Below are 25,106 nucleotides of genomic sequence, written 5' to 3'. Positions count from 1 at the left end.
AATGGAAACCGTAATGCAAACCACCACTGCTAAGAGGGTCCGCTCCGTCAGGCCCGTCGGCACCCGGGCGGTTCTGGCCGAGCTGGACGGGCTGCAGGATGTCCTTGCACTGCAGGACATGCTCTACAAGTCCCCGCTTCCCGGACAGGTGGACGTTCTCGCCGCCGCGGAAACGGTCATGGTGGTAGGAGAGTCCGCAGCGGCCACCCGAGCAATCGGGTTGCGGCTCATGGAGCTCGAACTCACCGCTCCGGAGGTAACCGACTCCGGGTTGGTGGTCATCGATACCGTTTACGACGGCGACGACCTCGCCGACGTCGCGGAGCTCACCGGGCTGAGCGTGGACGGCGTCGTAGCTGCGCACACAGGCCAGATCTGGACCGTAGCCTTCGCTGGATTCGCTCCCGGTTTTGGCTACATGGTGGGCGAAAATGAGGTCCTCACGGTACCCCGACGCTCCTCCCCACGTACGGCGGTTCCAGCTGGATCCGTTGCCCTCGGTGGTCAGTATTCTGCCGTCTACCCGCGCCGTTCCCCGGGTGGCTGGCAGCTGATCGGCCGGACCGGCGCACGGATGTGGGATCTGGACCGGTCGCAGCCGGCGCTTGTCAGGCCCGGCGACCGGGTTCAGTACCGCGCAGTCCGCGAGGTTGTGACTGCTGGAGCTTCGGAGGCCCGCGAGCCCGAAAAGGAGCACCACACTGAGTCCGGTCTTCGGATTCTCAATCCAGGTGCACAGAGCCTGATCCAGGACCTCGGCCGCCGGGGTTTCGGTCCGCTGGGTGTCTCCGCCGCCGGGGCCCTGGACAGGGCATCCCTGCGGCGGGCTAACCGGCTGGTGGGGAACGCTCCTTCAGCTGCGGCCATCGAATCGGTCAATGGCGGGCTCACCGTCGAGGCCGTCGGTGACCAAGTGATTGCCGTGGCAGGTGCGCCGAGTACGCTGACCATCCAGTCGCCGTCGTGGGTTGAGTCCGAAGAGTCCGACGACGGCGATCGGCCGGGCGCGCGGCGGACCGTTCCGATGGCCACACCTTTCGCGCTGCTCGACGGCGAAGTGCTAACCTTGGGTGCTCCCGAGTCAGGGTTCCGAAACTATGTGGGAATCCGCGGCGGAGTGGATGTGCCGGAGGTGCTGGGTAGTCGCTCAGCGGACACGATGTCAGGGATCGGACCGGGCCCTCTCATGGCTGGTCAGGAGCTTCCCGTCGGCGAGGACACAGTTTCCACAGCGGTGGGTGAGCCCGAATTGCAGCCCGAGTTTCCGGGCGCCGGCGTTACGGTACTGGATGTGGTCCCCGGGCCGCGGGCGGACTGGTTCGAGCCGGAAGCCCTGGATTCGCTCTGCGACCAGGAATGGCTTGTCACACCGCAGTCCAACCGTGTGGGCATGCGCCTGGACGGGACTCCGCTCAAGCGCACCCGTGAAGGTGAGCTTCCCAGCGAGGGCACCATGGCCGGAGCCCTTCAGATTCCGCCGGCCGGATTGCCCGTCCTGTTCCTGGCGGACCACCCCATCACCGGCGGATATCCCGTGATTGGTGTGGTGCGCGATGAACATCTTGATCTCGCCGCGCAAGTGCCCATCGGCGGAAAGATCCGCTTCCGGCTGGTTCCGGATTCCCCAAGCTTCACCACGACTTTTACGAAGACCCCAGAGAAGTGAGTATTTGATGCGCAAGGTCCTGATCGCGAACCGTGGCGAGATCGCCGTCCGCGTCGCCCGAGCCTGTGACGACGCCGGCATCCTGTCGGTAGCCGTCTACGCGGACATCGATGCCGATGCCATGCACGTAGGCGCCGCCGACGAAGCCTACAGCCTGGGCGGAAACTCGCCGGCTGACACGTACCTGAACATCGGGAAGCTGCTGGCGGTCGCGGAGGAGTCCGGTGCTGACGCCATCCACCCCGGGTACGGTTTCCTTTCCGAGAACGCGGAGTTTGCACAAGCAGTGCTCGACGCCGGGCTTGAATGGATCGGACCCTCACCGGACTCCATTCGTCAGTTGGGCAACAAGATCACTGCCCGCGAAATCGCAGTCCGCGCGGGTGCTCCCTTGGTTGCCGGAAGCGACGGTCCCGTCTCCTCTGCAGCGGAAGCGCGGGCTTTTGCGGAGGAACACGGACTCCCGCTCGCGATCAAGGCGGCTTTCGGTGGTGGTGGCCGCGGTCTGAAAGTGGTCCGGGAGCTCGCCGAAGTTGAGGAAGCGTTCGATTCCGCGGTCCGTGAAGCTGTAGCGGCGTTCGGGCGTGGTGAGTGCTTCGTGGAGCAGTACCTTGACCGGCCGCGGCACGTGGAAGCACAGATCATCGCGGATAAACTCGGCAATGTAGTGGTGGTGGGCACCCGCGATTGCTCGCTCCAACGACGCCACCAGAAGCTTGTGGAGGAGGCTCCCGCTCCGTTCTTGAGCGATGAACAGCGTCAACGAATCTACGACGGCTCCAAAGCCATAGTGCGGGAGGCCGGGTACTACGGCGCCGGGACTGTGGAATTCCTGGTCTCAGCCGACGGCGCCGTGGCCTTCCTCGAGGTCAACACGCGCCTGCAGGTGGAGCACCCCATCACGGAGGAAACTGCCGGGATTGACCTTGTGCAGGAGCAATTCCGGATTGCCGCCGGATTGCCGTTGAGCATCACGGAGGATCCTGTGGCGCAGGGACACTCCTTCGAGTTCCGTATTAATGCCGAGGACGTGGGCCGTGGATTCTTGCCGTCCCCCGGCACCGTGGCTTCCTTCGAAGCGCCCACCGGTCCTGGCATCCGCTTGGACACCGGGGTGCGGTCTGGCTCCTTCGTGGCGCCGCAATTCGACTCCCTGTTGGCCAAGCTGATCGTCACCGGAGCTGACCGGCAGCAGGCACTGCGCCGTGCCCGGCGTGCCTTGGCCGAAATCAACATCACGGGCCTGGCCACCGTCCTGCCGTTCCACCGCGCGGTCCTGGAGTCCGAAGACTTCACGTCCGTTGCCGGAATGAGGGTTCACACCCGATGGATTGAGACCGACTTCGCAGACACGATCCCGGTGGATCCCGAATACAGCGTGGTTCCTCCCGGAGGGGAGCGGCGAACCATCACCGTGGACGTAGATGGAAAGCGCCTCGCGGTTGGCCTTCCCGCGGATCTGCTGGATGGCTGGGCGCGTTCCGGGCAGGGCATTCCTGCCTTTACCGCGCCCACCGATTCGCCGGGTTCGGTCACACGTGGAGACTCTCCCGCGGAATCAGCCCTCGTCTCCAGCATGGCCGGAACAGTGGTCAAGTGGCTCGTTGAACCCGGTGCTGAAGTAGCCGCCGGGGATCCCTTGGTGGTCCTGGAGGCTATGAAAATGGAAACCCAGGTCCCTGCGCACCGTGCAGGTACGCTCTCCGAAGTCCTGTCAGCTCCCGGTGGCGTGGTCACGGCTGGTGCAGTGCTGGCGCACATCTCGTAAACCCGCTTTTCCGTTGCCAACCCGCTTTTCCNNGGAAAAGCGGGTTGGCAACGTGATTGAGGGCTAGGACGTAACGGCAACACCCAGCACGCTGTCCAACAAGCTGTTACGGAATTTGCCCGAAGGATCGTTGGCCTGAACCAAAGACCGGAAGTCCTCGAACCGCGGGTAGAGCGCGGCGAAGTCGTACTGGCCGGGCGTGAAGAGCTTGCCCCAGTGCGGGCGGGCTCCGAACGGACGCAGGGCTTCCTCAAGCTCGGGCAGCACTGCTTCCACCTCGGTCTGGAGCGGCTTCCACGTGAAGTGCAGCGCGACACTCTGCTGCTGGTAGAACGGGCTGAGCCAGAACTCGTCAGCTGCCACGGTGCGGATTTCAGAAACGAACAGGAGCGGCGCGAGCTTGTGGGCGAGTTCCCGGACAGCCTGCAGCGCGGCTGGTGCTTGATCAAGAGGCAGGAGGAACTCGCTTTGCAGTTCCTCGCCGTTGCTTGGCGTGAATTCGTGACGGAAGTGCGGCAACCGGTCCAGCCATTTTCCTGCCACGTCCAGCTGCTCTGTGCAGTTCTCAGCGGACATATCCGGCAACGGGTGCATGGCCGCCGTCGCCGGGGTTGCACCGAACAGGTCCGGCAGGGGAGCTTCGGTGTCCAGAGCCTTGAGCCAGACTTGGGGGATGGTATCGCCGGTGTAGTCAGTGAAGAAGCTGACGCTGTAGGCACTGGATGCGATGGTTTGGAAGTTCGCCAACGCACCCTCCCAGGACAGGTTGGTGAGCACGCGCTGCCGGACCTCGTAGCTTGGTCGGATCGCGAGTTCCAGCCCTGTGACAATGCCAAGTGCTCCCATTCCCACCACGCTGGCGAGGAATTCGTCGTCGTCCGCTGTAAGGGTCACCAGCTCGCCGGAGGCGCGCACCAGGTCAACGCTGACGACGGCGGCAGCCAGCGACGGATTGTTGACTCCGCTGCCGTGCGTGCCGGTTTGGATAGCGCCGGCAACCGAGATGTGCGGGAGGGAGGCGAGGTTGTGGATCGCGTAGCCCTGTTCCTCAAGGGCGCGGCCCAAGGCCCCGTAGCTGATGCCACCGCTGACCTTGACTGTGCTTTTCGCGGTGTCCACCAATACCTCCTGGGGGAGGGCGTCGAGCAGGATGTGGGTTCCGTCGGTGTCTGCAACGGTGTTGAAGGAGTGCCGGGAACCAAGGGCCTTGATGCGGGTCGCGTGAGCTACGAGCTCGCGCAGCTGATCCACGGTGGTTGGCCGCTGGACGTCCGCTGACGAGTACTCAAGATTTCCTGCCCAGTTCTTCATCGAATGATCTCTCGCTTGTATTTTTAGACTCTGTAATTGTTAACGTTCACAACTAATTGCGTCAAGAGGAGTCCAAGTCGGCACCGGATAGAGTTCAAGAAATCCGCTGTCTATCAGGAGTCAAAACGTGAGCAAGGGATCCAAGCCCACCATTCGGGATGTGGCCAGGGCGGCGGACGTCTCGCTGACCACAGTTTCCTATGTGCTTTCCGGTCGTCACGGTGGCACTACCCGGATCAGCCAGCCCACGCAGGACCGCGTCCTGGCTGCGGTGCAAGAGCTCGGGTATGTGCCCAACCAGGCCGCGCGAGGGATGCGCCGGGGCAAGACTGACGTAGTTGCAGTGGCCATCGGAAACCTCGAATGGCCGTGGGACCGGGCACTCGCCACCGCCGCAGCAACGATCCTGCCCCAGCATGGCTACCAACCAGTGATCCTGCTGGGTGATGACTGGCGGAAGTTCATGATGTCCGGCGGTGCGGACGGCGTCATCATCGGCTATTTCCCGGAAGCAAAGTCGGAGGACGAAACAGTCACTGAGTTGGCCCGCCGTGGCGTTGCCCAGGTGGTCATTTCAGGAACCATGAAGCAGGCCGGTTTCGATGTCCTTGCTCCCGAACCCGATGCCGGGCTTGCAGAATGCATGGAATTCCTCACTGCGTCGCACCGCAGGATCGGATGCATTCGGAGGGCGGACCCGGCCGGCCGGCCCAAGAGCCGCTTCGCCGCCTACGCCGCAGGGCTGAACAACGCGGGCATCCCGCTTGATGAGTCCTTGGTCAGAACGTCGCAGCACCGCCCGGCCATCGCATATCAGTCCGCGCTTGAGCTGCTGCAGCTACCGGACCGGCCAACCGCCATCTTTTGCACGGACGACATGGAGGCTCTGCAGGCCATTCGGGCCGCCTACCGCCTCGGCCTTCGTGTGCCCGAGGACGTTCAGGTTGTCGGCGTCGGGAACTCTACCGAGGGCCAGGAGTATGATCCAGCCCTGACAACAGTGGGCCCGGACCCGATCTTTGAGCAGGTTGTCCGCATGCTGCTCGATCGCCTGGCGGGAGTTACACCGGCGGAGGGCATTCGGGTGGCCTCGCCGTGGAAGTTGCATCGGCGAGGTACCACGGAGGGCTAGCTAGTCCTTCAGTGGGCGGCGAGCCAGCCAAGCAGCCACGATCGCACCCGAGATGTTGTGCCACAGCGAGAACACGGCCGACGGGAGTGCAGCCAAGGCACCGAAATGTGCCGTGGCCAGCGTCGCAGCCAAGCCGGAGTTCTGCATGCCAACTTCGAATGCGAGGGCACGGCGGGCCTTATCATCCAGGCGGCCGAGCTTACCGGCAAGGTAGCCGAGGCCCAGGCCGAAACCGTTGTGGAGGACTACGGCCAGGAACACGATTCCTCCGGCGGCAACAATCTTGCTGGCGCTTCCCGCCACAACAATGGCCACGATCAACGAAATCACGACGGCGGATGCCCACGGAAGTGCCGGAAGCACCTTTGCGACGAGCTTCGACAGGAAAAGCCGGGCCAGAAGGCCCGCGATGACCGGCAGCAGGACGGTCTTCACAATGTCCATCACCATGGCACCGGCATCGATGTGTAGGAAGGATCCCGCCAGGAAGAGTGTCAGTGCGGGGGTCACTAAAGGTGCAATCAGTGTGGAAACGGAAGCGACGGCCACAGAAAGGGCCACGTCTCCCTTGGCCAGGAAAGCCATGACATTGGAAGCGGTGCCGGAAGGAGCGCAGCCAACGAGGATCAGGCCAACGGCCAGTTCCGGTGGAAGCTGCAGGAGAACCGCAATGAGCCACCCGGCTCCGGGCATGATGACGTAGTGCGCCACGATTCCCAACGCCACAGCCCACGGACGCCGGGCCACCGAGGCGAAGTCTGGTGGGGTCAGCGTGAGGCCCATGCAGAACATGATGACGCCCAGCAGGTAGGGAACTGCGACGCCCATGGGCTTGAACAGATCGGGAATCAGGAAGCCGAGAACGCCGGCAACCACCACCAGAAGGGGGAAAACTGTGACGGCAATGCGCGCAATATTGGCTTCAGCGGCTAGCGCGGCGTTGACGGGCGCAGCGGTTTCTTCTGTTTTTGATGGGGATTTGGTTGCCTCAAGCATTCATCCATGCTCACACTCGGCGCCCAAACCGAGCGAGTTCGTTACATCCACCCAGGGGTATATGTCAGGGGTTGAGCTTGCCGGCCAAGCGTTCGCGCATTCGAACGCTGGCTTCGTTGAGGCCAATGAACTCCACCTCACGCCCATGATTCCGGTACTTTTCGGTGACCGAGTCCAGCACGGCAACCGTGGAGGCATCCCAGATGTGCGAGCCGTGCAGATCGATGATCACACGATCTATGCCCTCTGAGGAATCTTTCGCATAGTCGAACTGCGTGTACAGATCATTGGAGGAAGCGAAGAACAGTTCGCCGTCCACCGTGTACGTTGCAACCTTTTCGCCGTTAAGTTCCAGTTCCGTCCGCTCAACAGTTGCGAAGTGGGCCACCCGCCGCGCAAAGAGCACCATGGCGGTCAAGACGCCGACGCCGACACCCACCGCGAGGTTGTGCGTCGCCACCACGGCGGCAACGGTAATGAGCATGACGGCGGTTTCGGACTTCGGCAAACGTTTGAGGGTGGAGACGCGGATTGAGTGCCAGTCGAAGGTGATCAATGAAACGAAGATCATCACGGCCACCAACGCCGCCATGGGGATCATGCCCACAACATCGCCCAGGACCACCACCAATACCAACAGGAAAACGCCGGCCAGGAACGTCGAGAGCCGGCTTCGAGCCCCTGAGCCCTTGACGTTGATCATGGTCTGACCGATCACCGCGCAGCCACCCAGGCCGCCAAGGAATCCGGTGACGATGTTGGCCGCACCCTGACCCCACGAGACCCTCGTCTTGTTGGAACGGGTGTCCGTGATGTCGTCCACCAGCTTGGCAGTCATCAACGATTCCAGAAGGCCCACCAACGCCATGGACAGGGCGAAGGGTGCAATGATCTGGAACGTCTCCAGGTTCAACGGAACGTTGGGCAGGAAGAACCCGGGCAGGCTGTCCGGGAGTTCGCCCTTATCGCTGACGGTGGGAACATCGATGCCACCCACCACTGTCACCAACGTAATGAGAACAATGGCCACCAGTGGCGCGGGAATGGCCGAGGTCAAGCGAGGCAGCCCGAACACAATCACCAAGCCCACAACCACAATGGGGTAGACCATCCACGGCACGTTGAAGAGCTCGGGCATCTGGGACATGAACACCAGGATCGCCAGCGCGTTCACGAAGCCGATCATCACGGACCGCGGGATGAAACGCATCAGCTTAGTGACGCCCAGAACGGCCAGGATGATCTGGAAGACGCCGGCCAGGATGATGGTGGCAATCAGGTAGTCGAGCCCATGTTCTTTCATCACCGGAGCGATCACCAAGGCCACGGCACCGGTGGCCGCGGAGATCATGGCGGGGCGCCCACCCACGATTGCAGTGACCACGCCCATGGTGAAGGAAGCGAACAGCCCGATCCGGGGATCAACGCCGGCAATCACCGAGAACGCGATGGCCTCGGGGATCAGCGCCAGGGCCACCACGAGTCCCGCCAGGGACTCCGTCAGCAGGCGACGGGGCGAACGGAAAGTCGCCCGCAGTGACATGAGTTGCTCGGGAGTCATGGGTCCTTACAGTGCGGGCTTTACAAAGCAGTCTGGCGGTAACGCTCAATCTGCTTAAGACGCCGCAAGAGGCTGTCGCGCCGCGGGTGCGGGACGACGTCGGGCGCCTCAGCGGTGAGATCAATGTGTTCGGTTCCGTACTGCCACAGCAGGAGATCATCCAGGAGGCGGTCCGGGCCGGGGGAGTAGCGGTGGTCCAGGGCCTTCCGGACCTCGGTGATCCGGTTGGCGCTGAGCAGTCCGGCAAGCTCCACGGTCTTGGTGAGTCCGTGGGCGGCGAGCAGCTCGGCAGCCCATCCCCAGTCGTCATCAACTTTACGGTCAACGTGCGGCAAGAGTGTACGCCAGACGTCACGAACCCGGTTGGGTGTCAGTGGCGCGCCCCCCTCACCCTCAAGATCCCAGTAGCCGCGGACTTCCTCATAGCGCTCGTGAAGATCGGCGAAGGCGCTCTCCACGGTTTCCAACATGGCCGCGGTGGCCGTGAACTGGCGGTCGAAATGTGGTGTCCAAGCGCGCGGATCTTCGGCTTTGAAACGAATGTCGTGCTCGATCTCGCTCCAAGCGTGTGCGAACACCGTGCGGATCTGGCATTCGAAGAAGTAGCTGCCGTTGGCGGGCATGTCCGGGTTGAAGACGTGCTGGTACTCCTTCACGGCCTCGTTCTGGATGGTCCGCAGGATGAGGTGCCGGCTGGAGTAGCCGTACGTTCCGGACTCGATGGAGCCGATGTCCTTCTCACGGTCGCCGCGGCAATCAAAGAGTTGGCGCTGCCGCTTGATGATATTGGCTACGGCGGCGTTCTCCGCCGGTAGTTTGGTGATGACGCGGATGCCCACCATGTCGTTCAACGTGCGGAACGGGTCAGGGAACTTCAGCAAGCGCGGCCCGCCGGGCTCCAAAGGTTCATCCGTTCGGGAAATCTTTTCGCGGAACGACTCAACGGTTTTGGTCCGCCCCGTGACGAACAAAGGGGTGACCTCGGCGTCGTTCAGCATGTCCCTCAAAGTGAGCAGCACATCCCGTGTGACCCGCTTCAGTGCAGGGCGGACACGCTCATAGAGCGCCACATTCGCATCCACTGCGTCGCGCTGGGCCTGATCCAGGCTGTCCCAATTGCTTGCCATGCCCCCAGCTTACGGGGCGGGTCCGACACTGAACCGAGCCACCCGCCGTCGGGGTGCCTCTAGCCAAACAACCGAATCGTCAGGATAGGCTCAGTACAAAGGAGGGCGCAATGTTGCGGCACAAGTACAGCTACGGCGAACACCCCAGCCAATGGGGCGAACTCTTCATACCTGAACCGTCCAACGGAAACCATCGCGGCGCTTCCAGCGTGGCCGGTGGAATCGCCGTTGTGATCCATGGCGGCTACTGGCGCTCACAGTACGGCGCTGAGCTTGGTGAACCCCTTGCTCGCGACCTCGCAGCGCATGGCATCACCGCCTGGAACCTTGAGTACCGGCGGGCCGGGAATGGCGGTGGTTGGCCTCATACCTTCGAGGACATCCTCGCCGGAATCGACCATCTATCCCATATAGCCGGCGACCATGACCTGAAACTCGGCAAAGTAGTGGCGCTAGGCCACTCAGCTGGCGGCCACTTGGCCGTCTGGGCTGCCGGGCGGCAGAAGCTGTCCTCCATTGGAACGCCCGACGCCGACCGCCAACTTCAGCGCGGACCGGAGGACAACGCTGTGCACTTGACCGGCGTCGTCAGTCAGTCGGGCCTCCTGAACCTGGCGGCGGCGGAGAAGCTGAACCTCAGCAACGGCGCTGTCTGCAACCTCATGGGCGGCGATTCCCATAGATTCCCTAAACGGCATAAATACGCGGATCCCATGAGTTCCCTGCCCATCAACGTCCCCGTTTATGCCGTGCATGCCACGGATGACGAGGACGTTCCCGCGAGCCAATCCGAAGCGTATGTGGCTGCGGCAACGGCGGCCGGAAGTGCGGCCCAGCTGCTGCGCGTCCCTGGCGACCATTTTGACCTCATCGACCCCAAGGCCGTGGCCTATAAGAAATGCCGCGAACTGGTGCAGCGGTTGCTCTCGTAATTAGTGGGCCGTAGGGGGCCGCCTCTGGCAGAGTGGTCTCCATGCTGACAGTCATTGGTGAAGCTTTGGTGGACGTCGTTCAACGCTCCTCGGGAATCGAGGCCCATGTGGGTGGGAGCCCGCTGAACGTTGCGGTTGGTCTGGCGCGGCTGGATCACCCGGTGCAATTCATTGGGCGCTACGGCCGCGACGCGTACGGCGATTCCATTGCGGCGCACCTCCGTTCCAGCTCGGTGATGGTGCCGCTTCCGCCGGATGAGAAGCCAACCAGCGTTGCCACCGCGCAGATCGACGACGACGGCGCCGCCACCTACGCCTTCGACCTCGCCTGGGAGCTTCCAGGGCTCGCCGGACGGTTGCCGCTCATGCTGCAAGGCTCCACCCTGCTGCACACCGGCTCCATTGCCACTTTCCTGGAGCCCGGCGCCGCGGAGGTGATTGCCGCCGTCGAGCACGCCCACCCGAGCAGCACCATCAGCTTCGATCCCAACTGCCGGCCCAGCATCATCACGGATGTTGAGTATGCACGAACCCAAGCCGAGCGCTTTGTGGTGCTGTCCGACGTCGTGAAGGCCTCGGACGAGGACCTCGAATGGCTGTATCCCGGCGTTGATCCTGTGGAATCCGCGCGCCGCTGGCTGTCCTTGGGCGGTGAAGAAGGACCGGCTTTGGTGGTGGTGACGCGGGGTTCACGTGGTCCGTGGGGCATCACCCGGGCAGGGGAAACCCAGATTTCCGCGCCCTCCGTGAATGTGGTGGACACCGTGGGCGCAGGCGATTCGTTCATGGCGGGGCTGTTGTCCGCCATTGTGGACCACGGTTTGGACGGCGCGCAGAACCGGTCCGATCTCCGGGCGATGCCGGTGGAAACACTGACCGCCATCATGGATCACGCCACTCGTGCGGCCGCTGTCACGGTGTCGCGTGCGGGCGCGAACCCGCCCACACGGGCCGAGCTCAACCACGGAGTGGCCTAAGCTGAGAGCAAGCGCTCAGCCGGCCCCGTGCCCTTCAGCCACTTCTTCGCCAGCCTTCACGGGTCCCGGAGGAGTGCCGTCGCCGAATGGGCGGCCGCCGAGGGATTCCCGTCCGTGATCGGTGAGCCAGCCAGATAGGTCAGGACCGGCAGGGACGATCTTGGTGGGGTTAATATCCTCGTGCACCATGTAGTAGTGCTGCTTGATCTGCACGAAATCAATGGTGTCCCCGAAGCCCGGTGTCTGGAACAGATCCCTTGCATACGCCCACAGCGCCGGCATTTCGCTGAGCTTGTTGCGGTTGCACTTGAAGTGGCCGTGGTAGACGGCGTCGAAACGGGCCAAGGTGGTGAAGAGACGGACGTCAGCCTCGGTGATCGAATCACCCACGAGATACCGTTGACCGCTCAGCCGCTCCTCCAGCCAGTCCAAGGCAGTCCAGAGCCGGGTGTAGGCGGCCTCATATGCTTCCTGGGATCCGGCGAATCCGCACCGGTAAACGCCGTTGTTGACCTCGGTGAAGACGCGCTTGTTGACCTGGTCGATTTCCTCGCGCAGGTGCTCCGGGTATAGCTGTGGTGCTCCCGGACGGTGGAATTCTGTCCACTCGGAGGAGAAGTCCAGCGTGATTTGGGGGAAGTTATTGGTGACCACTGCTCCACTGGGGATATCCACCATGGCAGGGACGGTGATGCCGCGGGGGTAGTCCGGGAAGCGGCGGAAGAACGCTTCCTGGAGTCGCTCGATTCCCAGCACCGGGTCCTTGCCGTCGGGGTCCAGGTCGAAGGTCCAGGATCGTGCGTCGTGCGTGGGGCCAGGCTGGCCGAGGCTGATCACATCCTCCAAACCAAGAAGCCGGCGCACGATCACGGCGCGGTTGGCCCACGGACAAGCCCGCGCTGCGATCAGGCGGTAGCGGCCAGGCTCCACGGGCCAGCCAGGCTCACCGTTGGGTCCGGCCGCGCCGTCACGGGTGATCCTGTCCTCGATGTAGTTGGTGTCCCGGGTGAACTCGCCGCCAGTGACGTAAGCTCCGCGGGTGCTGTGTTCTTCGACTTCGCTGGTCTTCTCACTCATGACTTCACACTATGCTGCGCTCCCTGAACCGCGCGACCTTGTGGGCCGGTGCGCCCACGTAGACTGGCATGATGCGGCTCGTAGCAAGCGATATTGACGGCACAATCCTCGGTCACGACGGCAAAATCAGTGACCGGACCATCAAGGCATTTCAGGCGTGCCGCGACGCAGGGGTGGAGCTCGTCTTTGTCACGGGTCGCCCGCCGCGCTGGTTGTACCCGCTTCAGGAGCAGCTGGGTCACAGTGGGATCGTGATTTGTTCCAACGGTGCGGTGGTGTGGGATCTCGAATCCGAGCAGGCTCTCTCTTCATGCGCCCTTGATGCCAACGCCGTTCTTGAAGCCCGCCGCATCATCAAGGACATCCGGCCTGACGCGCTGTTCGCTGTTGAGACCCTCACGGGTTTCCAGCTGGAGCCGGGCTTCATTGAGAACGAAACCAGCGAGTTGCTTGCGGAGTTCACCCCCAAACCGCTGGCCGAGACGCTCACGGCGGAGGACGCCGTCGTGAAGTTCCTGGCGATCACCCGCAAGGGGACGCCGGATGAGTTCCTCGCCGAAGTGCAGCCGGCCGTCGCGCACTTGGTGAGCACGACGCACTCAGCGCCTCGGACCGCGATGCTGGAGATGTCTGTTCCCGGCATCAACAAGGCCGTCACACTCGCCCAGTACGCCGAGTCGCTGGGGATCGAAGCCGCTGATGTGGTGGCGTTCGGGGACATGCCCAACGACATTGAGATGCTTCGCTGGGCCGGTCACGGTTATGCGATGGCCAGCGGACACCCGGAAGCCATCCTCGCCGCCGGGCAGCAGGCGCCGCACTTCGACGACGACGGCGTGGCCCAGGTTCTCGAGGCAAAGCTCACGGAGCAGCGGGTCAGTTAGCTGCTGCACCGGTGAGCCTTAGGGCTGAGCGAGGCATGGGACATGCGAACCAGCGACGGCATGCCGCACGCCACTAAGACGTAGGGTTCCAGCGTGGCTACGCGAAGAATCGTTACTCTGCATGATGACCTGGACGGCACGTACGCGGAGGAGACAGTGTCCTTTTCCGTTGACGGCACTGCCTATGAAATTGACCTCAACGGTCCCCACGCCAAGGAACTCAGGGAGGTTCTGCGGCCTTTTGTTGCCGCTGCCCGGACAATAAAGCCGACCAGACGGGCGCGGCGTCGCTTGACCAGCTAACCTCACAAATTACGGGTGCCGCACACCCTCACCGGCGAGCAAAGCGCGGTAGCCCTCTTTGTAGGTGGGGAAGGTGAAGTCGAAGCCCGTCGCCCGCAGGCGGGCATTTGAACAGCGCTTGTCGCCGGGGCCGGCGTCGGACGCGCTGTCAGGTGCCGCCGTCGTGGGTTCCGGGCACCCCATCTCTGAGGCGAGGAAGCGCATGACGTCGCCCATTTCCGCCGCGTGATCATCAACGCCTACGTAGACGGAGTCCGGAGAGGCTTCCATGGTTGTGAGGTGGACGATCATGGCCGCGGCGTCGTCCCGGTGGACGCGATTGGTGTGGCGGGGCAGGGCCGGGATGACAGCCTTGCCGCTGCGGACCTGGTCGATCAGCCGAGTGCGTCCCGGCCCGTAGATTCCGCCCAATCGCAGGGAGATGGGCAGCGTGGCCGTGCCGCGCGTCCGGGAAAACAACAGGTCCTCAGCCTCCACCAGAATTTTCCCGCTGAACCGCGTGGGCTCCGTGGGAGTGGACTCGTCCACCACAGCGCCGCCGGAATCCTTGTACACAGCCGTGGAGGAGACGAACAGGATCCGCTGTGGCTGGATGGACTGCCGTTCCAGCGCGTCCAGCACGTTCTTCACGCCGTTCAGGTACGCCGCCCGGTAGGCCTCTTCGGTGGAAGTGTCGGCGGCGATGGCCACCACCACAATGTCCACGTCTTCGGGCAGTTCCGGCACGGCAACCGAGAGGTCCGCAAAGACACCGCGGATCTCTCCGGGCAGCTTTTGGGGGGAACGGCGCAAGCCCACTACTTCATGGCCTGCAGCCGCCATACGCAGGCCAACTTCAGTTCCCAGGTCGCCGCAGCCGGCAATCAACACAGTCATGCCCCTAGTTTGTCAGTCCTGCAGTGTCACCTTGTTCCCAGCTTCCATACAACCTGCGTTCAACTTGCCTCCGTAGGCTTCCAGCCAAGACCCGTTCGCATCGTGTCTACCAGTCCTATTTTCAGGGTATTTGAAGGGGGAACCATGGCTAAGCGTCGGATCAACAATGTCAACACCGCGCCTTTGCGGCGCATCGAACCGGATCATCATTGGCGTTCGCTTCGTCAGGGCGACCGCGTCAATGTCACGCTGACTCCTGGTTTCGAGTCCGCAGGCGTTGTGGACGCCGTCACCGGCGATGCCACCGCGGTGTGGGTGGAGCTCGACGACGGTCGCGGCCGGACGCTGGTGCACGTCAGCGACGGCGTGGCGATCGTTCCGCAAACGACGGAGACCCTCCCGCAGGAGAGCTAAGCGCCCCTTAGCGATGGGCTACGCTACGGGAGTGACGCTGCCCTATTTCCTCCGCAAGGACGGTTCGGTGGGCCCTTTGGCCTTCGCCCACCGGGGTTTCTCCTTGGATGGCCTGGAGAATTCCATGGCCGCTTTCCACGCTGCAATGAAACTCGGAACTGTTCATCTGGAAACGGATGTCCACACGACATCCGACGGCGTACTGCTGGTGTTCCATGACTCCTCTTTGGACCGCGTGACCGATTCCGGGGGCAAGGTTTCGGAGTTGACCGCTGCTGCGGTGGCTGCGGCGCGTATTGGCGGGGTGGAGCCGGTGCCAACTTTTGATGAGCTGGTCACGTCATTGCCCCATGCCCGGCTGAACCTGGACGTCAAGGACTGGAACTCCGTGGGTCCTTTGGCCGCTGCGATCGAGAAGCATGGCGTCCATGACCGGGTTTTGGTCACCAGCTTCTCGGACAGGCGGCGCCGCGCAGTTCTTGCCAGGCTTTCACGGCGAGTTGCCTCTTCTGCGGGCAGCTCCCTCACCGCGATCTTCGTACTTCTTGGGCCCGTGCTTCCGGTTCCTTTGGCACGCAAGCTGCTCTCCGGCGTCGACGTCTTCCAGGTTCCTGTCCGCTACGGACGCTTGCCCGTGGTGACGCCGGGGTTTATCCGTCGCGCACACCGACTCGGTAGGCAAGTTCATGTGTGGACCGTCAACGATCCGGCGGAGATGGAGCGTCTGCTGGACCTGGGTGTGGACGGTATTGTGTCCGACCGGCTGGATCTCCTGAAGGAAGTCCTGGTGCGCCGGGGCCAATGGGTCTAAAACTCGGCGCAGGGGGTTGAGTACCATCGGCCGCCGCGCAAGGATAAGGAGCGTGACCCGATTCCGTTTAGCCATCCTGGATGATTACCAGCAGGTCTCCGGCGATTACGCCCCGTGGGATTCACTGCTCGACGACGGCGTGAAAGTGAGCGTCTTCAGCGCGCCTTTCGTATCGCAAGAGCAAGCAGTGGCCGCTTTGGCACCATTCGACATCATTGTGGCGATGCGCGAACGCACCCGTTTCCCACCGGACGTCCTTGAGGCGCTGCCGAACCTGAAGCTGCTGGTGACCACCGGCATGGCGAATGCAGCGATCGATCTTGAGGCCGCGGCCGAACGCGGGATCGTGGTGTGCGGAACGGCGGGCTCTCCGGCTGCGGCGCCGGAACTGACATGGGCCTTGTTGATGGCGTTTGCCCGGAATCTGACGGTGGAGGAGAACTCGCTGCGGGCCGGTACCTGGCAGACCGGCGTGGGGTTCGAACTCGAAGGCAAGACGCTGGGAATTGTTGGCCTGGGCAAGATCGGCAAACGCATGGCCGGCTACGCGAAAGCATTCGGTATGGACGTCCTCGCCTGGAGCCAAAACCTTACAGCCGAGGTCGCCGCTGATGCGGGCGCCCGGAAGGTCAGCAAGGAGGAGTTGTTCCGTGAGTCCGACGTCGTGACGCTGCACCTCCGGTTGTCTGAGCGGACGGAGGGGATTGTGGGTTCGAAAGAGTTGCGTCTACTGGGCCCCGAGGGCGTGCTGGTCAACACCGCACGTGGCCCCCTGGTGGACGAAGCGGCGCTCATCCAGGCCCTTGAAGAGGGGTGGATCCGCGGCGCTGCGCTGGATGTGTTCGACGAGGAACCTCTTCCCTCCGGGCACGCGCTGCTGCATTCCTCGAGGACAGCGCTTTCGCCGCATGTCGGCTACGTGACGCACGAGAGCTACCGGCAGTTCTATGGCGGGGCTTTCGAAGATGTTAAGGGGTGGCTTGATGGGGCTCCCGTGCGGGTGATCAACGGATAGTTCTGTGGGGCTGCGGCGTAGGCTCCGCACCCTTTCGCGCGGATCGCACCAGAGGTTACGGGGGCATTTGGCGGCAACGGGTGCGACGCCCGAAGCCCCGGCCGGATCCACCCCTACGTTCAGCCTTTGAGAGCCAACGTTACGCTGCGGGCAAGCGCTTTCCGGGGCAAGCTGGCAAGATAGGACCCATGCGTATCCTCATCGCCCCGGACAAGTTCAAGGGATCACTGACCGCCGCCGAAGCCGCGTCAGCCATGGCCGAAGGTGCCCTGCGCGTTTACCCGGATGCCGTGACCACTCAGTTTCCCGTTGCCGACGGCGGCGAAGGTACCCTCGACGCCGCGATCGCTGCGGGCTACGAGGAACGGAACAACGCGGTTGTGGGCCCTATCCTCAAGCCTGTCGGAGCCTCGTGGGCCATCCGCAAGGATGCTTTCGGTGGGGCAAGCGCAGTCATTGAGACAGCCATGGCGTCCGGTCTGGCCCACATGGAGCCGACACCTGAGAATTCGCTGCGCGCCCATAGCTACGGCTGCGGCCAACTCGTAGCGGCGGCCCTCGACGCCGGCGCTACCGAGATCGTGCTCGGCTTGGGCGGCTCAGCGATGTCCGACGCCGGTAGCGGCGCCTTGCGTGCCTTGGGACTCAAACCCCTTGATGCGGCCGGCAATGTAGTGCCCCTCGGCGGAGGTTCCCTTGCCGACGTCGTTGCCTTGGATGTCTCCGAGCTGGATCCCCGGCTGTCCGCCGTGAAGTTCAGGATCGCCGTCGACGTTCAAAACCCGCTGTACGGGCCGGAAGGTGCCGCGCACGTTTTCGGCCCCCAGAAGGGTGCGGATGAGGACGCCGTGGAAAAACTCGACGCCGGTCTCCGCAATTGGGCGTCGCTCCTTCGGGAGGCCACGGGCCGCGATGTCAACGTTCCGGGAGCTGGGGCAGCGGGCGGGTTCCCGGCGTCGTTCCTGGCTTTCAGTGACTCCGCGCTGGAAGGCGGGTTTGCGCTGGTGGCCGGGCTGACCGGCCTGGCGAAGCACTTGGGCGAGGCCGATCTGGTGATCACCGGTGAAGGTTCCATGGACGAGCAGTCGCTCACCGGCAAGGCACCCATCGCGCTGGCTGACGCCGCGAGCGTGCATGGCATCCCGGTGATCGCGGTGGCTGGACGCATCACAGTCACGCCGGAAGACCTGGCAAAACACGGCATTGTTGCCGCGGCCCAGTTGCTGGACGTTGCGCAGCGCAAGGATGGCGTCCCGGACGTCGCCGACGCCGTTGCTAACGCCGCCAAATACCTCGCGTGGGCCACCAGTCAGGTGCTTGAAGGAGCGTAGTTACTGCCGGTAGCCCTCAACTTCGCTGATGGGGCGCGGTTCAGCGCTGTCCGGGTTCTCCCCGGCATCCCGCTTCGCCCTGCGCTGGCGGAGCAAATCCCAGCACTGATCGAGCTGGGCTTCCAGGTGAGCCAGGCGCGCCGTGCTGTCGCCGCCGTCGTCGTCTGACCCGGCAGCGTCGCGGAGGCGGTGCTCTTCCTCCACAAGAGACTGAATTCGTTCCAAAAGGTCCTGCTCGTCCATGTTCTCTCTCCTTGGTTAACGTGGGGCGTACGTTGAACCTAGTCCTGCTGATGGGGTGCGTCCACCACTGACCGGCGGCATACTTGGGACATGAAATTCACAACCACCATTGTGGGCGAAGGCAACAAGGCGGGCATTGAAGTTCCCGAACAGATCGTTGAGGGGCTCGGCGCAGGCAAACGGCCGCCGGTGGTGGTGACCATCAACGGTCAGAGCTACCGCAGCAGCATCGCGGTGATGGGCGGGAAGTACATGGTGGGCGTTAGCTCGGCCAACCGGGAGCTGATCGGCGCCGCGGCAGGGGACACCGTCGAGGTGGGCCTGGAGGTGGACACCCAGCCGCGCGTTGTGGAGGTGCCGGATGATCTTACAGCTGCTCTGGACGCCGAGCCGGAGGCGAAGGCCTTCTACGGAACGCTCAACTACAGCGCGCAGCGGCGTTACGTGGAACCGATTGGGGATGCCAAGACCGCGGAGACCCGCGCACGACGGATTGCCAAGATGATCGCGGATCTTAAGGCCGGGAAGAAATAGCCCTTTTGGCTCGGCAAACAAAAAGCGCGCTGAACCATGTCATGTTCCGCCTAGTGGCTTCACTACTAAGTAGTGACAGGCTGCAGGGCGCATCTGGAATGCGGAACCGCAGCCACGGCTGACGAGAAGACGAGACCCTTTTGTCGGCCGGTCACGGCGCACGAGCAGGGCCCCATCTGTTGGCTGGCCGGCCGTGTGTACGTCCGCTCGCTCAAGCGGACAGTGTGGCCGGTTCTGACTTAGACCCCCCGGGCCGGCCACACGCCCCTACGCGAGCGGCCCCCGTCCGGCGATCCATCAGATGCGTTACAAGAGCTCCCGCTGATATGCGCTGTGCTTCCTGCCCCACTTCCGCGCCATAAATCATCCCAGGTCGCCACAGACTAAACGCCAGAGTTGTTGCGTTGGGGGATGATCCATGGAGCACGAGGAATGCCGGAACCACCACTGCCTGGAAGGGCGGATCTGGAAACAAATGGGTGAGTTCCCTGATGGGCCTTGCCCGGATTGCTCGGCCGTGGACGGAGCCTCCGTTCCGGACCCATGGAGTAGGCAGCCTAGAGCGTCGCGGCTGCGGAGCTTTCTGCAGCGGTTTCTCCTTGAATAGCTCCGGATCTTCCTGCCTGAGATAACTACAGTGCGGGTCTTAACTTCGGTTCGGAGCTGCGCTATCTTAATCCAACCTGCGTCGGGCTGGCTGGGGAGCGCACGCCACGTCAAACGAAGCGAGGTATAGCAATGCGCATCAAAATTCTTTCCGCCGCACTCTGTGTCGGTGCCCTGACCGCGTTGTCCGCCACTCCGGCATTCGCCGCCGGCCAAGTGGAAAAGGGCCCTGAGAACTCCAATTCAATCTGCTCATATTCCGGCCTGAACGATGATCCCGATGCTGCCTACCCTGAGGGTGGAAGGGTGCAGTCCTACGGTCAAGCGGTCAGGCAGGGGCTTAAAGCTGAGCTGGCCGCCCGTGGAGAATCTCCCAGTCTCCTCTGCAACGGCCACAGGCTTCCCTGGCAGGAGGTGACGGGTAGCCACTGACGGTTGGCCCAGGCAAATGGCTGTTTCTTCAGGGATCATTCCCTGCGGGAGACAGCCATCTGCGCCTGGCTGCTTAGGCGACTTCCGCCGTCGTTGATGCCTTCCGGGCTATCAGCCATGTTCCTGCCGCCGCCGCAAGGAAGACGGCACCCAGGATGGCCCAGCCCAGCGCACCATGTTCGACGACGGTGGCGGTCACCACCAGCGGTGCGAGCATGGCGCCCAGCGCCGATCCCATACCGAACATCCCTTGGTAAGCGCCGGCTTGGAGTGGATTGGCGAGCTCGAAGCTGAGTCCCCAGGCTCCCGCTTGCGAGAGGATTTCCGCGAACGCATGCAGGAGGGCAGCGCCGCACAGCAGGGCGATGGCGGCGATGACCGGTGCCCCGCCCGCCGAGGCGTAGAGCACGCAGGCCAGAGCCATGAGGACCCCACCAGTCAGCACGATCTTTCCTGCACGGCGAGGGTGGTCGGTGCCCCGGGAGAGCGGCACTTGCAGCAGGACGACACACAAGGTGTTGATGACAAGGATGACCGATATCAGGACCTCTGGGGCGCTGGTCTCCTGTGAAATCCACAAAGGAACGCCCATCTCGGCGAGCCCGAATTGCATGCCGAAAATACCGGACAGCACGGTCAGCAGTACGTAGCGACGGTCCCTGAAGGGGGAGATTCCGCGCTTCGGTGCAGGGGTGGCGGGATCGCGGCGCGGAGCGTCTACACGCTTGGGGAGGCGGCGCAAGTACAGCGCGCTCAGGATGTAGACCACGCCGGCGCACACCATCATTCCCCGAAATGCGTCGGCGGTTCCGGCCAACAGTGCGAGTCCGGCAATCATGCCTCCAACAGCAATGCCGAGGTTGGTGATGGTGCGGAGGACTGCGCGCGCATTCACGCGGTTTGGGCCGTCGAACGCCCGGGCGATGATCGCGGAACGCGTGGCATTCGCGCCCCGGTTTACTCCCACTGCGATGCAGGCAATCACGACGGCGGTGCTGAAGTTCCCGGCGAATGTATAGCTTGCGATCGCGAGACCTTCGATGGCGACCATGCCCACCAGGAGTCGACGGGCTGAAAAATGGTCTGCGAGTCGACCGCCGATATACGACGTGGCAACGCCGACCCCGCTGGACGCAGTGAGAATCATCGCGATTTCTACGGCGCTCAATCCCACGAAGCGGCTGAAGTACAGCACTGTCAACGTGAGGAAGATACCGCGGCCCACTGTGGCTACGAGGATGGCAGAAGCAAGGATCTTGAGGGTGGGATCTGAGAGTGCGACGCGGAGGCCGTGCTGTTGAGCCGATGCGGTGTCTGCGGGGGAATTAGTCACACCTGTAGTTCTGCCACCCCCTGGTAGTGGCTGGAATTGATGTAGCGTAGTGCTTCATGTTGAAGTACGAGTTGTCAGACGCAGATCTGGGCGGCGTGCGCTTTGGCATCTCGCCTCTATGTGAGCTGGGACTTTCCCTGAGGGCTATCCGCGACCCGAGCCATTATCCACTTCAGCTGCCTTGGCTGCGCAGGACAGAAGAGGCCCGCTCACGCTTGGACTTGGATGGATTGCTGGCCTTGGTGGATGACCGATTGTGGACACCGGACTTCCTGAACCCGCGGCCCGAGTCCCCACTTACGCGGATCGACGACGAATTTGCGGCATTGGAGCAGATTTCGGCCACCCAATTTCATGGGGACCTGATCCGGGTGCACGGCGCAGTTCCGTCCATCTTTTCCGGCCCTGTTGCTCCAGCTATCCGGCGAATGGTCCGAATCCTCCGGGAGTTTTGGGACGACTGCTTCGCGCCGCACTGGCTGCGCATGCGCACCATCCTGGAAGCGGACATCGTCTACCGCGGCCGGCAGATTGCGCAGGGTGGGTTGTTTACTATGCTGAACGACTTGTCCTACGCTGTGGAATTCGATGGCCGCGTGATTTCCGTGCGGTTGAAGAACCCGGCGTCGAGGACCGAGAAAACGGACGGCCTGGGGTTGACCTTGGTTCCCACCATGTTCACCCGCAGGGCTTCTGCTCCCGTGAACCATGGCGATCCACCGCTGCTGATGTACCCGGCTCGGGGCCAAGGTGCCATGTGGGAGGCGGAGCGGGTCACGAATCCGGCCGCCATAGTGGCCGTGTTGGGTGAGGTTCGGACCAGTCTGATCACGGCCCTTGCTGCCCCGGCCTCGTCCACCGAGCTGGGCCTACGCTTTGGCGTCACAACGTCTGCCGTAAATCAGCATCTTAGGGTGCTCCGGGACGCCGGACTGGTGACCTCAACCCGTTACGGCCGCAGCGTGCTCTACTTCAGGAGCGAACTTGGCGCGTCGTTGCTGCTGGGGTGACCGCTGAGGCGGCCCGACGGCGGCAGGCGGGTGGCGCCGTCGTGCTTTCAGTCTTTGCGCAGACTGTACGTGCTGACCACGTTGCCCTTGCTGGTGGCGTACTGGTTCTCCAGCACGAGCCGGTGCAGGGGATCGCCGTCTTCAAAAAGTCGTCGCCCGCTGCCGGCCACCACCGGGTGCGTCATCAGGGTGAGTTCGTCCAGGATGCCTGCAAATAGCAGCTGGCGGACCAGGGAAATGCTGCCGCAGACCGCGATTTCGCCGCCGTCCCGCGACTTCAGCTCGGTGACGAACTGCACAACATCACCCTCGATCAGGTGCGAGTTCTCCCATTCAAGGGGCTCGGTGAGGGTTCGGGATGCAACGAACTTCTCGATCGGGTTGATGAAGGCTGCAAAGTCGTCGTCTTGCTGCGCGTTCGGCCAATATCCGGCCCATTCCTGGTAGCTGACACGGCCCAACACCACGGTGTCCACGGTGTTGATCATCTTGGTGAGTCCCGTACCGAGTTCGTCGTCGAAGCTGTCGAACTGGAACTTGAAGGGGTCCTGAACTACGCCGTCCACTGAGTGGAAAAGGCCAGCGGTGACTTTGCGCATGTGGATCTCCTGTTGGGACGAAGGGTGCTTTGTTTTAGGCGGCGCGGCTGGCGGTCTGGAGGCCCCAGGAGGGAAGTGCAGTCACGTTGCTGAAGTCTGCCGCGAAGCGAAGCGGAACGGCATGGAGTGCTGCGTAGCCCTGCAGCTGATCCAGTGCGTCCGGGTCAATGGTCGCTTGGGAAAGGTCCATCTCAACGCCGAGTCCTCCACCCAAACCCTTGGTGCGCTGAACCACCGGGTAGAGCCCTTGGAGGCTGGAGGTGGTCACTCGACCGGTCGCTGCGATCTGGATCTGTTCGCCGTCAACGTCGACGCGAACAACTACGGAGAGCTTGTCGCTGGCCAATGTACTGCCTTTCATCTTTGCTGCCACGCTGCAGCGTCCCCCAGCGTATGCGCCGAGTGTGACCTGCGCAACATTACGACGGCGGGACTGCCGCCAGCGCCGGTGCTACTTAGGAAGGCGCATGAATTGAAGGGCCACGGGCTCAAGTCGCCGAAAATTGAAAGATCCTCGCGGCAGCCAAGCCACCGTCTACCGACACCTGGAAGCGGGCTTCTGAGCCCAAAGGCAACTGTCCCGAAAGTCGTCTTTGTTACGGCTGCTTGCGGCTGGTGTTTTGGGACAACATACGGGACGAAAATGTTACGTGGACACCTGAATGGGGATTTCGTCAGTTTCGAAGGCGTCTGCTCGGGTGCCCAACGCCGTCGACACGACTCGCCCGCAAGAGAGTGTCCCCTATGGGTGCCTGCGCCACATCATGCGACAGCAGGAATGCCGCCAAGCGACAAACATCAACAAAGGGGGAGTGTCCCGCCAGCACTGTCCCAGTTCCAAGGAAGTGGGACAGCCGTCCGAGTCAGAAATACGCATCTCGTCAGCCGCTATATAGAACGGCTCCACCGCCCAAGCAACATTCTGATGCGGTTTCCGGTCCGAGGGACTGCCGACCTAAAAGTTTGTCTCCTGGTCCTCCACTGAATGTTATTTTGCGTTTCAACTATGGACCGGGCACCCCGACGGATCCACGCAAACAGCTCCACCCTCGACCCGTACGGACCAACTGGAGCTGAGGCGTACTCCGTCAAAATCTGCATGGCCACGTCCTAGGTGACACTGTTATCTTGGCATCTGCCCACGTCCAAGCTATCTCTGAGTTAGATAGGCACAGTTTGTGCTCTGTCTAGAACCGGTTTCTTGTTGGGTTGCCTGCCCTGATCCACTCGACGCTGGCAAGCCAGTCCCGTCGAATTTTACGATCTGCTGGCTGTCCGTCATCCGCTAGGGCGATGTCATCGAGCAGCGCAAGCAAGTGATCACCTGCACGATTTGCGTATTCCCACAAGAAGTCTGTCGTGGCCAGGAAGCCCTCCCGCGATGTCAACGTCAGCGCTCCCGCTCTTTGAGGGGACTCTGCTGGTGACGATGATTCGCGGGTTCGAGGGAAGCGTCCGGATTTGATCCATTCGATACTTTCCACCCAGTCCTCCCAAGCGGCGGAGTCGAACGGGCGTCCGTCGCTCCTCAAGCCAGTGTCTCCCAGCAGAGATATCAGGTCGTCGCCAGCCCCACGACGTGCGTACGCCCATACAAAGTCGGACATCACGAGAAAACAATCTTCGGCCGAGAGGATGGGATCTAAGGGAGTAGAGCTATCTGGGAACAATGTTTAGTCCTCCGTTAGTGATCTCGGCACCGTTGCGAACCTCTGCCAGGCAGAGCTGGGGCAGTTATCGAACTGACCCGGCTCGTGTCCGGCTGGAAGTGGTTTCTATCTAATTACTATTGTGTGGTCCCTGCACGTGTCAGGAGGTGAAGGGCTCGGCGAAGCAGTCGATAGAGCGGGCACGTCGACAGCTGACTGAGAGTAAGCGGAAGGGGTCGGCGTAGGCGCTTCACAAGCTGGTTCAACTGGTTGCGCGCAAGCAGGAATATATAGCATTCCGACACAGAGAATTAAAGTGCCTAGAACGCGACGACGCCGATTACCCATTGTTTCGCCCAACGATTAGGGAAACCTAGCAGGGAACGGTGCCCCCGGCAACCATGCCGACTTGGAACCTGAATGAAATGGTGTCCCAGTTCCAAGGAAGTGGGATACCCACGCACAGTTGCACGAACCGCCGCTCGCAAGCAGCGCTGGGCGGATGGTGGTGGCCGGCAG

Annotated in this window: 24 protein-coding genes; 14 read left to right on the top strand and 10 right to left on the bottom strand. The window is 62.7% G+C overall.

Annotated features, from left to right (window positions below; translation table 11 throughout):
• Position 1 precedes the first annotated feature (1 nt).
• The gene (locus EU811_RS04240; RefSeq protein ID WP_142937259.1) at positions 2 to 1,666 is read left to right on the top strand and encodes a 5-oxoprolinase subunit B/C family protein; all 1,665 of its coding nucleotides are present in this window, start codon (positions 2 to 4) and stop codon (positions 1,664 to 1,666) included.
• A gap of 7 nt (positions 1,667 to 1,673) precedes the next feature.
• Complete coding sequence (locus EU811_RS04235) at positions 1,674 to 3,434, top strand: acetyl/propionyl/methylcrotonyl-CoA carboxylase subunit alpha (protein ID WP_142937258.1); 1,761 nt, start codon at positions 1,674 to 1,676, stop codon at positions 3,432 to 3,434.
• 63 nt (positions 3,435 to 3,497) lie between these two features.
• Here EU811_RS04235 and EU811_RS04230 read toward each other — a convergent pair whose 3' ends face one another.
• Positions 3,498 to 4,745: a D-arabinono-1,4-lactone oxidase gene (locus EU811_RS04230; RefSeq protein WP_142937257.1), complete on the bottom strand. Its 1,248-nt coding sequence runs from the start codon at positions 4,743 to 4,745 to the stop codon at positions 3,498 to 3,500.
• A 127-nt stretch (positions 4,746 to 4,872) separates the two neighbouring features.
• Between EU811_RS04230 and EU811_RS04225 the strand changes: the two genes are divergently transcribed.
• Positions 4,873 to 5,877: a LacI family DNA-binding transcriptional regulator gene (locus EU811_RS04225; protein WP_142937256.1), complete on the top strand. Its 1,005-nt coding sequence runs from the start codon at positions 4,873 to 4,875 to the stop codon at positions 5,875 to 5,877.
• Here the strand turns inward: EU811_RS04225 and EU811_RS04220 are convergent, their stop codons facing one another.
• The 3 genes from EU811_RS04220 to EU811_RS04210 form a co-directional block, all read right to left on the bottom strand.
• Complete coding sequence (locus EU811_RS04220) at positions 5,878 to 6,873, bottom strand: bile acid:sodium symporter family protein (protein WP_142937255.1); 996 nt, start codon at positions 6,871 to 6,873, stop codon at positions 5,878 to 5,880.
• A gap of 64 nt (positions 6,874 to 6,937) precedes the next feature.
• Entirely contained in the window at positions 6,938 to 8,434 is a 1,497-nt protein-coding gene (locus EU811_RS04215) for a SulP family inorganic anion transporter (protein ID WP_142937254.1), read from the bottom strand.
• A 20-nt stretch (positions 8,435 to 8,454) separates the two neighbouring features.
• Positions 8,455 to 9,561 (bottom strand): GTP pyrophosphokinase, encoded by a 1,107-nt coding sequence (locus tag EU811_RS04210; RefSeq protein ID WP_142937253.1) that lies wholly within the window; start codon positions 9,559 to 9,561, stop codon positions 8,455 to 8,457.
• Between the two features lie 110 nt (positions 9,562 to 9,671).
• On the opposite strand from EU811_RS04210, the gene EU811_RS04205 reads away from it, so the two are divergent.
• Positions 9,672 to 10,493, top strand: a complete 822-nt coding sequence (locus EU811_RS04205) for an alpha/beta hydrolase (protein WP_142937252.1) — start codon at positions 9,672 to 9,674, stop codon at positions 10,491 to 10,493.
• A 41-nt stretch (positions 10,494 to 10,534) separates the two neighbouring features.
• Complete coding sequence (locus tag EU811_RS04200; RefSeq protein ID WP_142937251.1) at positions 10,535 to 11,470, top strand: carbohydrate kinase family protein; 936 nt, start codon at positions 10,535 to 10,537, stop codon at positions 11,468 to 11,470.
• A 15-nt stretch (positions 11,471 to 11,485) separates the two neighbouring features.
• Here the strand turns inward: EU811_RS04200 and EU811_RS04195 are convergent, their stop codons facing one another.
• On the bottom strand, positions 11,486 to 12,547 hold the full coding sequence (locus EU811_RS04195) for a glutathione S-transferase family protein (protein WP_142937250.1): 1,062 nt from the start codon (positions 12,545 to 12,547) through the stop codon (positions 11,486 to 11,488).
• A gap of 71 nt (positions 12,548 to 12,618) precedes the next feature.
• On the opposite strand from EU811_RS04195, the gene EU811_RS04190 reads away from it, so the two are divergent.
• Both EU811_RS04190 and EU811_RS04185 read left to right on the top strand, forming a co-directional pair.
• Positions 12,619 to 13,431 carry an HAD family hydrolase gene (locus EU811_RS04190; RefSeq protein ID WP_187697076.1) on the top strand — a complete coding sequence of 271 codons (813 nt, stop codon included), beginning with the start codon at positions 12,619 to 12,621 and terminating at the stop codon, positions 13,429 to 13,431.
• 93 nt (positions 13,432 to 13,524) lie between these two features.
• Positions 13,525 to 13,734: a histone-like nucleoid-structuring protein Lsr2 gene (locus EU811_RS04185; protein ID WP_142937248.1), complete on the top strand. Its 210-nt coding sequence runs from the start codon at positions 13,525 to 13,527 to the stop codon at positions 13,732 to 13,734.
• A gap of 9 nt (positions 13,735 to 13,743) precedes the next feature.
• Here EU811_RS04185 and EU811_RS04180 read toward each other — a convergent pair whose 3' ends face one another.
• Positions 13,744 to 14,610 (bottom strand): SDR family oxidoreductase, encoded by an 867-nt coding sequence (locus EU811_RS04180; RefSeq protein WP_142937247.1) that lies wholly within the window; start codon positions 14,608 to 14,610, stop codon positions 13,744 to 13,746.
• Positions 14,611 to 14,754: 144 nt separating this feature from the next.
• On the opposite strand from EU811_RS04180, the gene EU811_RS04175 reads away from it, so the two are divergent.
• The 4 genes from EU811_RS04175 to EU811_RS04160 all read left to right on the top strand — a co-directional run bounded on the left by EU811_RS04175 (position 14,755) and on the right by EU811_RS04160 (position 18,181).
• Entirely contained in the window at positions 14,755 to 15,024 is a 270-nt protein-coding gene (locus tag EU811_RS04175) for a hypothetical protein (RefSeq protein ID WP_142937246.1), read from the top strand.
• A gap of 13 nt (positions 15,025 to 15,037) precedes the next feature.
• Positions 15,038 to 15,835, top strand: a complete 798-nt coding sequence (locus EU811_RS04170; protein ID WP_142937245.1) for a glycerophosphodiester phosphodiesterase — start codon at positions 15,038 to 15,040, stop codon at positions 15,833 to 15,835.
• 52 nt (positions 15,836 to 15,887) lie between these two features.
• Complete coding sequence (locus EU811_RS04165) at positions 15,888 to 16,850, top strand: D-2-hydroxyacid dehydrogenase family protein (RefSeq protein WP_165450147.1); 963 nt, start codon at positions 15,888 to 15,890, stop codon at positions 16,848 to 16,850.
• A gap of 188 nt (positions 16,851 to 17,038) precedes the next feature.
• Positions 17,039 to 18,181, top strand: a complete 1,143-nt coding sequence (locus EU811_RS04160) for a glycerate kinase (protein WP_142937244.1) — start codon at positions 17,039 to 17,041, stop codon at positions 18,179 to 18,181.
• Here the strand turns inward: EU811_RS04160 and EU811_RS04155 are convergent, their stop codons facing one another.
• Complete coding sequence (locus EU811_RS04155; protein WP_105691148.1) at positions 18,182 to 18,424, bottom strand: DUF2630 family protein; 243 nt, start codon at positions 18,422 to 18,424, stop codon at positions 18,182 to 18,184.
• Between the two features lie 90 nt (positions 18,425 to 18,514).
• On the opposite strand from EU811_RS04155, the gene EU811_RS04150 reads away from it, so the two are divergent.
• Both EU811_RS04150 and EU811_RS04145 read left to right on the top strand, forming a co-directional pair.
• Positions 18,515 to 18,958 carry a YdeI/OmpD-associated family protein gene (locus EU811_RS04150; protein ID WP_142937243.1) on the top strand — a complete coding sequence of 148 codons (444 nt, stop codon included), beginning with the start codon at positions 18,515 to 18,517 and terminating at the stop codon, positions 18,956 to 18,958.
• A 738-nt stretch (positions 18,959 to 19,696) separates the two neighbouring features.
• Positions 19,697 to 19,996: a hypothetical protein gene (locus EU811_RS04145; protein WP_142937242.1), complete on the top strand. Its 300-nt coding sequence runs from the start codon at positions 19,697 to 19,699 to the stop codon at positions 19,994 to 19,996.
• Positions 19,997 to 20,069: 73 nt separating this feature from the next.
• On the opposite strand, the gene EU811_RS04140 is transcribed toward EU811_RS04145, so the two are convergent.
• Complete coding sequence (locus EU811_RS04140; RefSeq protein ID WP_142937241.1) at positions 20,070 to 21,329, bottom strand: MFS transporter; 1,260 nt, start codon at positions 21,327 to 21,329, stop codon at positions 20,070 to 20,072.
• Between the two features lie 56 nt (positions 21,330 to 21,385).
• Here EU811_RS04140 and EU811_RS04135 point away from each other — a divergent pair, with 56 nt between their 5' ends.
• Complete coding sequence (locus EU811_RS04135) at positions 21,386 to 22,339, top strand: ArsR/SmtB family transcription factor (protein WP_142937240.1); 954 nt, start codon at positions 21,386 to 21,388, stop codon at positions 22,337 to 22,339.
• Positions 22,340 to 22,386: 47 nt separating this feature from the next.
• On the opposite strand, the gene EU811_RS04130 is transcribed toward EU811_RS04135, so the two are convergent.
• Both EU811_RS04130 and EU811_RS04125 read right to left on the bottom strand, forming a co-directional pair.
• The gene (locus EU811_RS04130; protein ID WP_142937239.1) at positions 22,387 to 22,938 is read right to left on the bottom strand and encodes a dihydrofolate reductase family protein; all 552 of its coding nucleotides are present in this window, start codon (positions 22,936 to 22,938) and stop codon (positions 22,387 to 22,389) included.
• Positions 22,939 to 22,972: 34 nt separating this feature from the next.
• Positions 22,973 to 23,299: a hypothetical protein gene (locus tag EU811_RS04125; protein ID WP_142937238.1), complete on the bottom strand. Its 327-nt coding sequence runs from the start codon at positions 23,297 to 23,299 to the stop codon at positions 22,973 to 22,975.
• Positions 23,300 to 25,106 lie beyond the last annotated feature (1,807 nt).

This window comes from Arthrobacter sp. TS-15 (assembly GCF_006964045.1).
Lineage (GTDB): Bacteria > Actinomycetota > Actinomycetes > Actinomycetales > Micrococcaceae > Arthrobacter.
Note: the sequence above shows the minus strand (reverse complement) of the source record. Positions and strands in the feature narration are given on the sequence as shown.